We start from the raw sequence: 14,646 nt of genomic DNA on the forward strand, positions 1-14,646 counted from the left end.
AAAACAACCAAGCCTCATCTATCTTTATCCCCGAAGAGTTATCGTTTTTGAAAGTCGCAACCTGGCTAGCAAGGTAGATGGACTAGGTAACAAGAACAAAAAATGATAAAAGGGGGATTCATTCTGAATGAAAAAGCGTTCTTATGTCGGGGTTTTATCTGCGGTATTGGCTGCGAGTATGGCATTAACAGGTTGCGCAGGAAACAGTAATTCAAGCGGCGGAAGTAACGCCAGCGGGGGGCAAAGTCAGCCAGCTCCAGGCAACAGCGGTGGCGGAACAACCGAGGGAGGCCTCATCAAGATTGCCACACAATCCCCACTGTCCGGGAGCAATTCTGCTGTTGGAGATGCGATTAAGACAGGCGCAGGTTACGCTCTCGAAAAGCGTAAGGAAGAGTTTAAAGCACTTGGCTTTGATCTCCAGCTTTTCCCTCAGGATGATCAAGGCGACCCGAAAATCGGGGTATCCAATGCGGAGATGCTTATCTCTGATCCCGATGTGTACGGTGTAGTTGGGCACTATAACACAGGTGTTGCCATTCCATCGTCTGTGAAGTACGAGGAAGGCAAGCTGGTCATGGTATCCCCAGCAAACACAGGGGTGAAGCTCACGGAGGAAGGCAAGAAAACCGTTCATCGAATCTGTGCTCGCGATGACGCGCAAGGACCAAAGGCTGCTCTTTATGCAAAAAATACACTTGGTGTAAAAACGGCCTATATTATCCATGATAAGACAGCATACGGCCAAGGTCTGAGCGATCAAGTGAAGATGCAATTCGAAAAGGACGGAGTCCAAATCCTTGGCTTCGAGGGCATTACCCAGGGCGAAAAGGACTACAGCGCGGTACTTAACCAGGTAACGGTGAAAAACCCGGACATCATCTTTTTCGGCGGTCTTTATCCAGAAGGTGGAATTATGATCAAGCAAGCTCGTGAAAAAGGATTTAAGGGTTATTTTATGGGTGGCGACGGCTTGGATTCTTCTGATATGATAAAAATAGCCGGTGATGCTGTCGAAGGTGTAGTCTTTACGTCAGTAGCAGGGGACGTAACGCAAACCGAAGAGGGCAAGAAATGGGCTGAAGAGTACAAAAAAGTCACAAACAAGCCTCTGGAAACTTATTCCGTCTACGGTTTCGACTCCATGAACGTCATTCTCAATGGTGTCTTGGAAGCTACCAAAGCGAACGGAGGCAAAAAACCAACCCGCGAGCAAGTCCTCGATGCAGTCCACAAAACAAAAGATTTTCAGGGTCAATTCACCAAGGTTACCTTTGATGAAAAAGGTGACAACACAAATGCAGATGTATTCATTTACAAGTTTGACAAGGACAAATCCATTTTCGTAGGCAAGGCCGAGTAATCACACCACACAACGCGCACACACTCCCATGCCTCATATCAGGATAGGGGGCTGCACGCCGGTGTTGGCCCCTTTTCCACGAGAAAACAAGTCTAGTCAGCGGAATGAATGCAGAAAATTTGTACAAGTTTACAAGAGAAATGAGGGATGGGAAAGCATGATCAACATTTTGCCTCAGGTGTTGGTTGACGGATTGACACTTGGATTTATGTACGCAGTCGTGGCTTTAGGCTACACAATGGTTTACGGGATTTTGGAAATTATCAACTTTGCCCATGGAGACATTTTCATGGTCGGAGCCTTTATCGGTACAGAGGTATTATTGATCTCTGATGCGCTAGGGGCACTTGAAGGTATGAATCCATTTGTCGCACTTTTCATAACACTCATAATTGCCATGGTATTAACTGGTGCTTTGGGGGTAGGAATTGAGAGAATTGCCTATCGACCATTGCGCGGAGCACCTCGTCTTGTGCCGTTGATTTCAGCGATTGGCGTATCGTTTTTGCTGCAGGACCTCGTACGTTTTACAGAAGCACTAGCTCGTAATGAGTTTTATCTGAACAGTCCCGCTCTTTTTACAGGCTCGATTCCATTAGGAAGTATTGCAACGATTCCAACAAAAGGATTGATCGTAATTGTAATTGCGATCGTCATGATGATTGCGTTGACGTTGTTTGTGAATAAAACAAAGTGGGGAATCGCCATGCGCGCCGTCGCACAAGACCAGAGTACGGCTTCGCTGATGACCATAAATGTAAACAAAGTAATCATGCTTACGTTTTTGATTGGATCCAGTCTGGGTGGCGCGACAGGTGTTCTGTTTGCGCAAAACTACGGGACGATCGATCCGTATATCGGTTTTATTCTTGGTCTTAAAGCATTTACAGCTGCCGTACTCGGCGGGATTGGGAACCTGCGTGGTGCGATGATCGGTGGCGTACTCCTCGGTCTTCTGGAATCCCTGTCCGGTGCCTTTATGGGGCCGTTGACCAACGGAGCCTTTGGTGCAGAGTACAAAGACGTGTTTGCGTTCAGTATTTTGATTCTCGTGCTTCTCTTCAAGCCGGAAGGACTGTTTGGCGAAGCTGTAAAAGAGAAAGTGTAGGTGAAATAAATAAATGGCAAATCTCGCTTGGAAATCGTTCAAAGGCATTCCGCTCGTATTCACGTTGATCTGGATTGTAGCTTTTTCTGCCGCGTTGTACCTCATGGATAAATCGGTCATCGCGTTTCTCGGCATTCTTTCTTCCATTGTGCTTGTCTATTACACCAATACCTCCAAGTCGATCAAAATGGCGATTGGCGCTATCGTTCTCCTCCTGATCATTCCGTTGGTAGCCGGTGAAAACCGTTACTACATGGAGGTAGCTTCACAGGTAGGCATCTACGTAGCGATGGCTTTGGGCTTGAATATCGTAGTAGGCTTTGCTGGTCTGCTTGACTTGGGTTACGTCGCATTTTTTGCTGCTGGAGCTTATGCGTACGCGATTTTCTCGACCTCGCAAGCGAATGAGTTTATTGCAGGGAATCTGTTCCCGCTCTCCGGTGAGTGGTTTTGGCCATTTCTCATAGTCGGATTAATTGTGGCTGCTGTTTTCGGAATATTGTTAGGATTGCCAGTTCTCAGAGTAAAAGGGGATTACCTCGCGATCGTGACTTTGGGCTTCGGTGAAATCATTCGCATTGTCTTCAACAACCTGGACAAGCCCATCAACATCACCAACGGTCCGCAGGGAATCACGCCGATTCCGTCTCCTGAGCTGTTTGGGATCAAGATGGGGACGCCGTTTTACTTTTACTTCATCGTGTTGTTTGTGATTGCCTTTATCGTGTTGGCGAATATACGCTTTGAGCATTCCCGTTTGGGGCGTGCATGGATTGCGGTACGTGAGGATGAGCTGGCTGCCCAGTCCATGGGGATTTCCCTGTTGAATACCAAGCTGGCTGCATTTGCCTTGGGTGCTTCCTTCGCTGGTGTCGTGGGTGTTATCTTTGCGGCCAAGCAGACGTTTATCGATCCGACCTCCTTTACGCTGATGGAATCGATCGGGATATTGGTCATGGTCATTCTGGGTGGTAGTGGCAGCATTCCAGGCGTTGTGCTTGGTGCCGCTTTTGTCACGATCTTGCAGGTACAGCTGTTAAAAGAATTTTCCAACTTCCTGCACGGTTTGCAAAATTCGGGGCTCATCAGTTTACCCAACCAGTTGGACCCATCCAAGTTCCAGCGACTCATTTTCGGAATCATGCTCATTCTCGTAGCCTTGTATCGCCCTAACGGATTGATTCCGGCCAAACGGAAGAAAAACGATCTCGATGCGATCAAAAATAGCGAGTTTGGCAAAGAAAAGCTGGGGATTCTCGGCAGACTGTCCCAATTGACTTCTGGAAAACAGTCATAGCGGACGAGGAGGGAAATGAGCATGGCATTGTTAGAGGCAAAAAATTTATCGAAGCGCTTTGGTGGCTTGGTAGCCAATCAAGACGTCTCGATTGACATCGAAAAAGGAAGCATTACGGCGGTCATCGGTCCGAATGGGGCCGGAAAAACGACTTTTTTCAATATGATTACCGGATTTTACGAGCCAGACGAGGGAGAAATCCTGCTGAATGGCAAAAGCATCAAGAAGCTTCGTCCTGATCAGATCGCGAGTCGGGGTATCACCCGTACCTTTCAAAACATTCGTCTGTTCAAAGAAATGACGGCATTGGAAAATGTCATGGTGGGTGTGCATAGCCGCTTATCGGCTGGAATTCTCGGAATCTTGTTCAACTCCAAACGTGTACGCCAGGAGGAAGAGCGGACGCGCGTCGAGGCTTATCAGCTCATGGAGTATGTCGGGATCGCGCATATTGCCAATGAAGCAGCAGGGAGTCTGCCTTACGGGTTGCAACGACGATTGGAAATTGCCCGGGCGATGGCGACTAATCCGCAAATTATTTTGCTCGATGAACCAGCGGCAGGGATGAACCCTCGTGAGACGGTTGAGATGACGGATTTTATTCGTCGGCTGAAAAAAGAGCTCGATTTGACGATTATCTTGATTGAGCATGATATGAAGCTGGTCATGGGACTTAGCGAATACATTCACGTGCTGGATTACGGGAGAAAAATTGCAGAAGGAACACCCGAACAAATCCGCAACAACCCTAACGTCATTGAGGCCTATCTCGGAAAAAGTGCGTCGGACGTGTCGTAGAAGGAGGAAAATCGATGGCATTGCTTGAGCTGACTAACGTTCATACGTATTACGGCGGCATCCACGCATTAAAAGGATTGAGCATAACGGTAAACGAAGGCGAAGTGGTGACGCTGATTGGTTCCAACGGGGCAGGGAAATCGACCACGTTGAAAACGATTTGTGCGCAGACCCGTGCCAAAGAAGGAAAAGTCATCTTTAATGGCAAAGACATTACACAGATGCGTACACATGATATTGCCTTAGCAGGAATCGCCCACGTTCCGGAAGGCCGCCGTATTTTTCCCAAATTGACCGTACGCGAGAATTTGGAGATGGGTGCCTTCAGTGTATCCGACAAAAAGGTGATTGAAGAAGGAATCGAGCGTGCCTTTGCTTACTTTCCACGACTGAAGGAACGGGTTAGTCAAAAAGGTGGCACGATGTCCGGGGGCGAGCAGCAAATGCTGGCGATTGCTCGTGGACTCATGATGAAGCCAAAAATTCTCATGCTCGATGAACCGTCGATGGGATTGGCGCCGATTCTGGTGGAGCAGATTTTTGACATCGTTACAGAGCTGAACAAGGAAGGCATGACGATTCTCTTGGTCGAGCAAAATGCGAATCAGGCGCTGTCTGTCGCGCATCGCGGTTATGTGATTCAGACAGGCGAAATTATTTTGCAAGACGACGCCCAGACATTATTGATGAATCCGCAGGTAAGAGAGGCGTATTTGGCGTAATAAAAACGTGATTACCGATGGGGATTTTGTCTCCGTCGGTTTTTCATTTGGTCAGCGAGGAGGAGGTAGCTTGCTAGATATTAGTCCCCGCTTTGTAGAAGGGAGCGAGCCTCTCTATCTACAGCTTTATCGCTATTTTTGTACAGAAATCCAAGGTAGGCGCTTGATCTCCGGGACGCGTCTGCCTTCAGTTCGGGCATTGAGCGGATTTTTGCAAGTGAGTAAAACGACTGTCGAGAGCGCTTATCACCAGCTCATGGCAGAAGGCTACATCGAGAGTCGGGAACGCAGCGGATTTTATGTGGTCGATGTGGACTGGGATGGGCCAGTGCCTGTACCCGCAGGGAAAGGGCAGCAACTAATTAAACCGGCTCACGTCCAAACGCCTCCACCTACGCCCTCACCAGTCCCGGTCCAATATGATTTTCATCAAGCGCGCGTAGATGCCGAGCATTTTCCTTTTGACCGTTGGCGCAAGTACACCAACCAATGCATGCAGGAAGAAAACAAGCATGTGCTCTACTACGGCGACCGACAAGGCGAGCCACAGCTGCGGGAGGAGCTCGCACGCTATCTCGGACGAGCTCGGGGTGTACAAGCTACGCCGGAACAAATTGTGATCGGTGCGGGAACGCAAGTGATGATCAGCTTATTGGGATTCTTATTCGGAACACGAGGACAGGCTGTTGCGATGGAAGAGCCGGGCTATAACGGTGTTCGTGCCGTGTTTTCCCATTTGGGCTATGATGTGCGCCCGATCAGGCTGGCTGAGGATGGAATCGATTTGGAAGTGCTTGGTGAGAGTGGAGCCAAGCTGGTTTATATCACGCCGTCTCATCAGGACCCTTCTGGAATTGTCATGCCGTATGCCAAACGGCTAAAGCTGCTACACTGGGCGAATCAGACGGGGAGCTACATCATGGAGGATGACTACGATGGTGAGTTTCGCTATCATGGCAAGCCGATTCCTTCCCTTCAAGGGCTGGATACGCAGGGACGCGTCATTTATTTGGGGACGTTCTCCAAGGCTTTGCTGCCGTCCATTCGGATGAGCTATATGGTTTTGCCCCAAGCGTTATTGGCGGTGTTTCAAGAGAAATTGGCGGATTTTGACCAGTCGGCATCACGTATTCATCAGGAGACGCTGGCCCTGTTCATGAAAAATGGCGACTGGGAGCGGCATATTCGCAAGATGCGGACGCTTTACCGCAAAAAGCATGGGGCGTTGCTTCAGTGCTTGCAGGAACAGCTAGGGGCGTATATCCGGATCAAAGGTCAGGATGCCGGGTTGTCCGTGACGGTAGAAGTGAAAAGTGAGAGCACTCCGCAACAGTTGACGCAAATTGCGGCTGCATCAGGCGTACGTGTCTATCCAACCACACATAAATGGGTTCATCCGCAGGAAAATGGACTTCCAGCTTTTCAGTTCGGATTCGGAGGGCAGACCATCGAGGAGATTGTGGGTGGCATTCGTTTACTAAAACGTGCATGGGAGCCTTATTTGCAAGTGGAATGGGAAAATAAAAACCCAATCCAAAAATGAAAAGCAGCATCCCAAAAAGGGAGTGCTGCTAATAATTAGGGGACGTACTGTTCTGTAACTTTTGTGATGATTCCATTCGTTACTTCAATGTGGAATGGTATCTGATAAGGAATCCCCTTGGAAAGCACAAACTTTTTAAAAGTATCGGTGTTTACTGATTCATTCCAATGGAAATTCCCATCTTTTTGTGTAGAGTTGGTTTGAAGAGTAAAGGAAGCCTTCGGAGAAATTTCAAACGATCTAATTTTAGGACTGCTATTACGAATGTAATATGGCATTGGATAGTCCTCTTTTTCTAATGGGTGATCTTGACGATAAGCTTTTACTGCTGCCTCACCGAAAAACCATTGAATATAGTCAAGCGAGACGAATAGTTTTCCATTTTTCACCTGTAACGTTTTCACATATGCCATTGATTTTTCAATGGTATTTCCTAGTTTATCCTTGCTACTTGTTGGAACAATTACTTGGGCAGGAACAGGCGCAACCGTTCCTTGCTGTGAAGCTGCATGAGCGTCAGTAACAAACAAAGCACAGAATAACAAAGAAGAAAGCAGCAAATATGTTTTTCTCATAGGGTGTCATTTCCTTTCTATTTGCGCGTAATACTTTTCACAATTAGTAGGACGAAAAAATAACTAAACCGTTTCTCCTCAAGATGAAAAATTTAACATAGCTATACCGAGTGAAAAGCAAGTGAACGGATTGAGCCGTTATAATTGGCAAAACAAGTGAGTCAGCATAAAGAGAAACCTCCTGTCATCAGAGCAGACTGATGAACAGGAGGTTTTTTCATGGCAACTCAAGCTAGCTTCAAGACATTCGATACCCTAACTGAGCTGACATCGCACGTACAGTCGCTAGCGTTTCTTGTAAAATCTCTTCTTGTTTCGGCATCACGCGGTCGGAGGGACCGATGACACTGACGGATGCAGTTACGTGTCCAGTTGAATCAAAAATCGGGGCAGCGATTCCGGTCACGCCTGTATTGCGTCGATTGGAGCTGATTTCATAGCCCCGCTCGCGGATCGTCACCAAATCCTCTTTGATTTGCTCGACCGACGTGTACGAATGAGGCGTGTAGCTTTTCAGCGGATGTTCCTGCAAAATCTCATCCTGAAACTCCTCCGGTTGATAGGCGAGCAAAACCCTGGCGGCGGAGGTAGAGTAAAGAGGAAAACGCCGAAAGGACTCTACGGTAAACCGAACAGGATGAAGAGAATCCTCTTTGGCTACATAGATCGCGTCCTTGGAATCTTGTACACATAAGACTGCCAATTCGTTTGTCCGTGAGACAAGCTGGTCTAAGAACGGTTTGGAAAAATCAACGATATCGTGATTCGTGAGCACCTTAGTGCCCAGCTCCAAAAGCGTGTAGCCAAGCGTATACTGCTTGGTTTTTTCATTTTGGCGGATAAAGCCTTCAGACTCCAGCGTGGACAGGAGCTTGTGAACAGCTCCCTTGGACAGCTGGAGCTTTTTGCTGAGCTCCGTTACTCCGAGTTCCTTTGGCGAATCGAGAAATATTTTTAACAGCCGACAGCCATTTCGAACAGAAGACAATACTTGGTCCATACAAACGTCTCCTTTAACGTACAGTAGCCCCTCTAAAAGAAGAGTCTCGATTGAAGTAATTTTACCATTAGAAAGAATGCTGACAAGCCTGTAATTGGGGCAATGATGCTTCTAGTACGACTACCTTGAATAGTCAGTATCTTTATGCTAGTATAACATTATCGTTCTCTAATAGGAAACATCGTTCTCTATTCGTGAACAAAATAGACAATCGGGGGTCGAACTTACATGAAGAAAAAGGCATTATCCGTCTTGTCCATTTTCGCTTTGACTGGTTCCTTGCTGGCTGGATGTGGCTCCTCCACGCCGCAAACATCTGCTCCTGCACCGGCTGCTGGCAACAATAGCGGCACCGAAGCACAAGCTCAGTTGGAAGACACTCTGGTAGTAGCAGGAAACGGCGCGACCGTTGAAAAGATGATGAAGGATGAAGTCTTCAAGAAGTTTAACGAGAAGTATCCGAATGTAAAGCTGACCTATGTTTCTGGGGTTTCTACGGACATCGTAGCGAAGGTTAAGGCACAGAAAAATGCTCCGCAAATCGACTTGACCATCGTTGAGGGCGGCGAGCAAGAGAAAGGTCGTCAAGAAGGCCTATGGGAAGCCGTATCCGCAACAGATATCCCGAACATGAAAAACGTACCGGAAGATTTGCGTGTGACGGAGGATAGCGGTGTAGTCGTAAACTTCACGCCGATGGGGATTTCCTACAATGCGGACCTGGTAAAAGAAAAAGGCTTGCCTGTACCGAAGTCTTGGAATGACCTGGCTAAGCCTGAAGTGAAAGGCTACATCACGATGACAGACGTAGCGAGCAACTTCGGACGCTCTGCGATGATCATGCTAGCGTACGCAAATGGCGGGTCCGAGAAAAATATGGAACAGGGCTTCAAACAAATGGAAACGATTGCAGGATACATGCCGACCTTTGCGAAGAGTGCAGCACAGCTCCAGCAAAATCTGCAAAACAAGAGCGCAGCGTACACCACTTGGACAATGGCGCGCAGCTTGACACAAAAAGAAGCAGGCGTACCATTGGAGTTCGTTTTCCCTGAAGAGGGCGGAAACATCGTACCGAACGTAGCTACGCTGGTAAAAGGTTCGAAGAGTCCAAAAGCGGCAAAAGCATTCGTCGATTTCCTTTTGACAGATGAAATTCAAACGATGTACGCAACGAAGCTGTACTACAATCCGGCAACATCTGTGAAGCTACCAGACGATGTAGCGAAAACATTGGAATTCGATCGTACAAAGGTTGTTAACTTCGACTATAGCGTAGTGAGTAAGGAAACATCTGCTTGGCTGGATCGCTTTAACAAAGAAATCGCACCTAAAACAGGAAAGTAGGTATTCACGTGACCAAGGTGATTGACGTTGAACTGCGCGGCATCATGAAAAAATTTCAAAGCAATGTCGTGGTTCAAAACTTCAACCTGCAGGTGGAGCAAGGCGAATTCATCTCGTTTCTCGGCCCATCTGGTTGCGGTAAGACCACGACCTTGAATATGATTGCCGGTTTTTTGGACTCGGATGGCGGAGACCTCTTGATCAAGGGGCAGCGAATGAATGGCGTGCCTCCGTACAAACGGGAGCTAGGAATGGTGTTTCAGACGTACTCGCTGTTCCCGCATATGACTGTGGCGGAAAACATCGCTTACGGCTTGAAATTACGCAAAGTGAACAAGCAAGAAATGCAAGAGCGTGTGAATCGTGTACTTGGGCTGGTCAAGCTGCCAAACGTAGCAGACCGCTTCCCGAATCAGCTATCTGGCGGACAACGTCAGCGGATTGCGATTGCACGAGCGCTTGTGATTGAGCCGTCACTCCTGCTTTTGGATGAGCCGCTCAGTAACTTGGATGCCAAACTTCGTGAAGAGCTACGCGATGAGTTAAAGCGCTTACATCACGAAATCGGTGTTACGACTATTTTCGTTACACATGACCAAGAAGAGGCGCTAGCGCTCTCTGATCGCATCGTGGTCATGAATCACGGATTCGTGGAGCAGATCGGTACACCGCTGGAGATTTACAATCAGCCCGCATCTGAATTCGTACATACCTTCATCGGTAAGACGAACCGTTTGGAAGGGGAAGTCATCGGAATTGACGGGGATGTACTCACGCTGCGTACGACTGGTGGAATGCTAGTGAAGGCGGCGAAGCAACAGCGAACAGTGGCACTCCATGAAAAAGTGATCATTTTTATCCGACCAGAGAAAATCAAGTTGGCCGATACAGCAATCAGTGAGGAAGCGAATCGGGTAAAAGGACATTTGCAGATTGCCTCCTTCCTGGGCTCGTACACAGAATGTGAGGTCAAGGTCGGGGAGCATACGCTTTCGGTAAAAGTCCAAATGACCGATAGTTCGGTGGACCGCCAAGAAGGTCAAACGGTTTACTGTCAATGGAACGCGGACGACGTACTGGTCATGCCCGCAGGAAGGGGATGACGGATGAGTAAGCGTCTCTCGGTTACGTTGTTGACAGCACCTGCGATGATTTTGCTGCTTGGAGTATTCATCATCCCGATGATGATGATGCTTTTGCTTAGCTTTCAGGATGAGAATCAGGCATTCTCTTTGCACAATTATTTATTGTTTGTACAAGATCCGTACTACTTGGAGATTCTGTGGCGGACGATTCGTGTGAGTCTCTGGACGGTACTGGCGAGCCTCTTGCTCGGATTTCCTGTAGCGATGTACATGGCGCAGGCTACAGGGAAAATGCGTGGAATCGTCACGATGCTAATCCTGGCCCCTCACCTCATCAGTGTTGTGATTCGCAACTTCGGTTGGGTAGTGGTTTTGGGTGAAAAAGGGTGGATCAATGAAACGTTGATCAGTCTGGGGTTGATCGATCAACCATTACGGCTGTTGTACAACGAGCTGGGTATTGTGATCGGTCTGACGGATTCCTTTATTGCCTACATGGTTCTGGCGATTGCAACCAGCTTGTATGCCATCGATCCGTCCCTGAATAAGGCGGCGTCGATTTTGGGGGCTTCCCGCGCACGTACGTTTTTCAGTGTGACTTTGCCCTTGTGCTTACCGGGGATTATTGCCGGTACGACACTGGTGTTCAGCTTGTCGATGAGCGCTTTTGTAACACCTGCCTTGATGGGGGGAACGTCCGTGAAGGTCATGCCTGTCATCGCCTATGAGCAAATCATGGCGACACTGAACTGGCCTTTGGGTGCGGCACTTGCCTTCCTGCTTCTGGGCAGCACGATCCTATTGGTGACTTTGTATACGAAGCTGATTGAAACCAAGCGGTATAAAGAGGTGTTTGCGTCATGAAAAAAATAAACGTACTCGGACTCATCACGTTCTTTGTGCTTGTTTTGGTCAATCTGCCGTTTCTGGTCATTATCCCGAGCTCCTTTACCGCAGCAGGATATCTCGGATTTCCACCGGAAGGGTTTTCGTTGCAGTGGTATGAAATGATTTTGGATCGACCGGAGTTCATCGATTCGCTGTGGTTTAGTCTTAAGCTAGCTACGGTAACGGCAATTTTGGCGACTCTCATAGGGACATTGGCTGCATTCGCGCTGTCCAAATACAAGTTTCGTGGGAGTGGCATCATCAACGCACTGATGCTTTCTCCGCTTACCGTTCCTTCGCTCATTATCGGGATTTCCGCGTTGCTGTTTTTCACGCGAATTGGTATCGCAGGGACGTTTACGGGGCTTTTGCTGGCGCACATGCTGATCTCGATTCCGTATGTCGTAAGGCTGGTGCTCACAGGGCTTAGCTCGTTCGATTATACGTTGGAAAAAGCGGGATACATGCTGGGGGCCCATCCGTTTCGGGTGTTCTGGGATATTACGTTGCCACTGTTGCGTCCGGCCATCGTGTCGGGGATGATCTTTTCGTTCTTGACGTCGTTTGACAATGTGACGGTTTCCTTATTCTTGGTGGCACCGGATACGACGACGCTGCCACTCGCGATTTTCACCTATATGCAGGAAACACTTGACCCGTTGGTGGCTTCGATTTCCTCGGTGGTCATCCTGTTGAGTCTGGTGTTCATCGTCTTGTTGGAAAAAGTGTACGGACTAGAGCGCCTGTTCGGACTCAATTCACAATCTCACTAAGGAAGAGGCACTATGTCAATCCACACTTATGTACAAGAGAATATGTCCCACTATCTCCAGCTACTCGAAGAGGCAGTCAACATGGACTCGCCTTCTCGTGACAAACAGCTGGGCGACCGCATGGCGGGCTGGTTCGCCCTGCAGTTTCAACGGCTGACAGGGGGAGTAGCAGAGCTGATCCCGAATAAGACGTATGGCGATCAGGTGCGTTGTACGCTGGGCAACGGGGAAAAGCAAATCCTCATCATCGGTCACTACGATACCGTGTGGCTAGAAGGAGAGGCGGCTCGCCGACCATTTGCGATCCGGGATGAGAAAGCGTACGGGCCTGGCGTATACGATATGAAAGCGGGCGTTTTGCAAGCAATGTTTGCGATGCGGGCATTGGTGAAGCTGGATCGCCTGCCTGCAGATAAAAAAATCGTGCTCCTATTAAACAGTGATGAAGAGATCGGCAGCCCGACTTCTCGTCGACTGGTAGAAGAAGAAGCCGCGCGTTCGGTGGCGAGCTTTGTGTTGGAGCCGCCAACCGAACCGAGCGGCGCACTTAAAACATGGCGGAAGGGAAGCGCCTATTTTACCGTGGCAGTCAGCGGTATTTCCTCACACGCTGGCGTCGATCATCAAAAAGGTGTCTCTGCTATTGAAGAACTGGCGAGGCAGGTGCAATTTCTGCATGCCTTGACCGATTACGAGAAAGGCACGACCGTCAATGTGGGCGTCATCAAGGGCGGGATTGGTTCCAATGTCGTAGCGGATTCGGCAGAAGCTGAAGTAGACGTGAGATTTATCTCGATGGAAGAGGCATTACGCATTGAGAAGGTAATGAGCGAACTCACGCCAGTGCTCGCCGGTACAAATATCAGCATAAAGGGAGGCATTCGCCGACCGCCGATGGAGCGAACCGAAGAGACAGGCAAATTATTTTCCCTTGCACAATCGATTAGCATCAATGAACTAGGGATGGTTTTAGAAGAGTCGGGTACAGGTGGAGTCAGCGATGGCAACTTTGCTGCTGCTTGTGGAGTCCCGACACTAGATGGACTTGGTGTAAAAGGTGGCTACGCCCACTCGCCGGATGAATGGATCGAACTGGGAGAAATATCGACGCGTGCTACTTTGTTGGCGCGGTTGATAGAGGAAGTTTAGAGAGATAAAAGAGAAAGAGCACCTGCTCTGATGCGAAAGAGATTGCATCGGGGCAGGTGCTTTTGTGTGAGGAAGAAAGAGGTTATTTTTTCGAGGATGTATTCAGCTTTTTCACAAAGCTATTAAGGTAGTTCGCTCCGCGGCTGGTGAGGATACCAGCCAGCACGGCAGAAACGTAGTAGCCGCTGCCCTCAAGACCAAAGGGGTTGACTTGAAAAGCGAGGGAGAGCGAAATGCCAATGAGGATAGAGAGGATGTAAGTGGAGCGGTCTTTTAGTACGGGGAAGGCATTCTTTAAAATTTCGGTTACGGCTTCAATTAAGATCGCCATAAAAGTAAGCAGACTCAGGCTGTGAATGAACTGATCAATTTCAATCAAAGGTTGTTCCTCCTTTTGTTTTTAAAGCGGGGCGTGGTTCGGGGAGTCAGAGGCGATCAAGGCTGAAAGACAAACATCCAGCCGTCATTCATTTGGAAGGGAGTTAATTCGCGAGGCGAGATTTCGCCCCAAGGAAGGTAGGTGTCACCTTCGTGGATGACGCCTTGACCAAGCGGTCATTGATGAGGAACAAACGGAGATGCGGCTGGATCAGCTACATCTAGGAGACCCTTCCCTGCATGTACGTTTTGAGTTCGGTCTCCAGCTCTTTGACACGGTACTCTAACTGTTGTCTTTCTACTACCAGCGTCGTGTATTTATCTCGCCACTCCTGCACGATGGTTTCAAGCTCCATGCAACGGTTGCGCCAAACATGGAGTTCTTCCCGAAGCTTGTCCATTTCCTGACGCAGCTCCTGGCGAATTTGCTGGTTTTCCTGCGAGATTTGCTGCCTGTCTGTAATCATCAACTCTTTCTTGTTGTTGTGGCGAGCAACCAGATAGGTGACGATTGCCGTCAGCACACTGGATACTACCAAAGGGAGAGTGGAAGAGTTGAGTAGTGTTTGGATCATCCGTTTATTCACCCGCTTTCTCTTGTGAGGTCTATATATAGAGTA

15 protein-coding genes are annotated in these 14,646 nt (G+C 48.5%); 11 read left to right on the forward strand and 4 right to left on the reverse strand.

What is annotated here, in order from left to right:
- Positions 1 to 127: 127 nt before the first annotated feature.
- The 6 genes from ACM6JA_RS01480 (at position 128) to ACM6JA_RS01505 (ending at position 6,831) form a co-directional block, all read left to right on the forward strand.
- On the forward strand, positions 128 to 1,363 hold the full coding sequence (locus tag ACM6JA_RS01480; protein WP_007717351.1) for a branched-chain amino acid ABC transporter substrate-binding protein: 1,236 nt from the start codon (positions 128 to 130) through the stop codon (positions 1,361 to 1,363).
- A gap of 61 nt (positions 1,364 to 1,424) precedes the next feature.
- Positions 1,425 to 2,471, forward strand: coding sequence for a branched-chain amino acid ABC transporter permease (locus ACM6JA_RS01485; RefSeq protein WP_173618357.1), 1,047 nt, complete (start codon positions 1,425 to 1,427; stop codon positions 2,469 to 2,471).
- A 13-nt stretch (positions 2,472 to 2,484) separates the two neighbouring features.
- Positions 2,485 to 3,768 (forward strand): branched-chain amino acid ABC transporter permease, encoded by a 1,284-nt coding sequence (locus ACM6JA_RS01490; RefSeq protein ID WP_007717353.1) that lies wholly within the window; start codon positions 2,485 to 2,487, stop codon positions 3,766 to 3,768.
- A 21-nt stretch (positions 3,769 to 3,789) separates the two neighbouring features.
- Positions 3,790 to 4,566 carry an ABC transporter ATP-binding protein gene (locus ACM6JA_RS01495; RefSeq protein ID WP_414850856.1) on the forward strand — a complete coding sequence of 259 codons (777 nt, stop codon included), beginning with the start codon at positions 3,790 to 3,792 and terminating at the stop codon, positions 4,564 to 4,566.
- 14 nt (positions 4,567 to 4,580) lie between these two features.
- Positions 4,581 to 5,288 (forward strand): ABC transporter ATP-binding protein, encoded by a 708-nt coding sequence (locus ACM6JA_RS01500; RefSeq protein WP_007717358.1) that lies wholly within the window; start codon positions 4,581 to 4,583, stop codon positions 5,286 to 5,288.
- A 70-nt stretch (positions 5,289 to 5,358) separates the two neighbouring features.
- Positions 5,359 to 6,831 (forward strand): PLP-dependent aminotransferase family protein, encoded by a 1,473-nt coding sequence (locus ACM6JA_RS01505; protein ID WP_414850857.1) that lies wholly within the window; start codon positions 5,359 to 5,361, stop codon positions 6,829 to 6,831.
- Positions 6,832 to 6,866: 35 nt separating this feature from the next.
- Here ACM6JA_RS01505 and ACM6JA_RS01510 read toward each other — a convergent pair whose 3' ends face one another.
- Both ACM6JA_RS01510 and ACM6JA_RS01515 read right to left on the reverse strand, forming a co-directional pair.
- Positions 6,867 to 7,406: a hypothetical protein gene (locus ACM6JA_RS01510; protein ID WP_414850858.1), complete on the reverse strand. Its 540-nt coding sequence runs from the start codon at positions 7,404 to 7,406 to the stop codon at positions 6,867 to 6,869.
- Between the two features lie 238 nt (positions 7,407 to 7,644).
- On the reverse strand, positions 7,645 to 8,406 hold the full coding sequence (locus tag ACM6JA_RS01515) for an IclR family transcriptional regulator (protein WP_414850859.1): 762 nt from the start codon (positions 8,404 to 8,406) through the stop codon (positions 7,645 to 7,647).
- A gap of 228 nt (positions 8,407 to 8,634) precedes the next feature.
- On the opposite strand from ACM6JA_RS01515, the gene ACM6JA_RS01520 reads away from it, so the two are divergent.
- Genes ACM6JA_RS01520 through ACM6JA_RS01540 form a run of 5 tightly spaced genes read left to right on the forward strand, consistent with a single transcriptional unit; the run spans position 8,635 to position 13,648 of the window.
- Positions 8,635 to 9,753: an ABC transporter substrate-binding protein gene (locus ACM6JA_RS01520; RefSeq protein WP_414850860.1), complete on the forward strand. Its 1,119-nt coding sequence runs from the start codon at positions 8,635 to 8,637 to the stop codon at positions 9,751 to 9,753.
- 8 nt (positions 9,754 to 9,761) lie between these two features.
- Positions 9,762 to 10,856, forward strand: a complete 1,095-nt coding sequence (locus tag ACM6JA_RS01525) for an ABC transporter ATP-binding protein (protein WP_414850861.1) — start codon at positions 9,762 to 9,764, stop codon at positions 10,854 to 10,856.
- A gap of 3 nt (positions 10,857 to 10,859) precedes the next feature.
- Entirely contained in the window at positions 10,860 to 11,702 is an 843-nt protein-coding gene (locus ACM6JA_RS01530; protein WP_007717381.1) for an ABC transporter permease, read from the forward strand.
- Positions 11,699 to 12,499: an ABC transporter permease gene (locus ACM6JA_RS01535; protein WP_007717384.1), complete on the forward strand. Its 801-nt coding sequence runs from the start codon at positions 11,699 to 11,701 to the stop codon at positions 12,497 to 12,499. The genes ACM6JA_RS01530 and ACM6JA_RS01535 overlap by 4 nt, the downstream gene beginning before the upstream one ends.
- A gap of 12 nt (positions 12,500 to 12,511) precedes the next feature.
- Positions 12,512 to 13,648: a M20 family metallopeptidase gene (locus ACM6JA_RS01540; RefSeq protein WP_414850862.1), complete on the forward strand. Its 1,137-nt coding sequence runs from the start codon at positions 12,512 to 12,514 to the stop codon at positions 13,646 to 13,648.
- 82 nt (positions 13,649 to 13,730) lie between these two features.
- Here the strand turns inward: ACM6JA_RS01540 and ACM6JA_RS01545 are convergent, their stop codons facing one another.
- The gene (locus ACM6JA_RS01545; protein WP_414850863.1) at positions 13,731 to 14,027 is read right to left on the reverse strand and encodes a hypothetical protein; all 297 of its coding nucleotides are present in this window, start codon (positions 14,025 to 14,027) and stop codon (positions 13,731 to 13,733) included.
- Between the two features lie 220 nt (positions 14,028 to 14,247).
- Positions 14,248 to 14,601, reverse strand: a complete 354-nt coding sequence (locus tag ACM6JA_RS01550; RefSeq protein WP_173618347.1) for a hypothetical protein — start codon at positions 14,599 to 14,601, stop codon at positions 14,248 to 14,250.
- Positions 14,602 to 14,646: the final 45 nt, after the last annotated feature.

The organism is Brevibacillus sp. IT-7CA2 (assembly GCF_949767855.1).
Lineage (GTDB): Bacteria > Bacillota > Bacilli > Brevibacillales > Brevibacillaceae > Brevibacillus.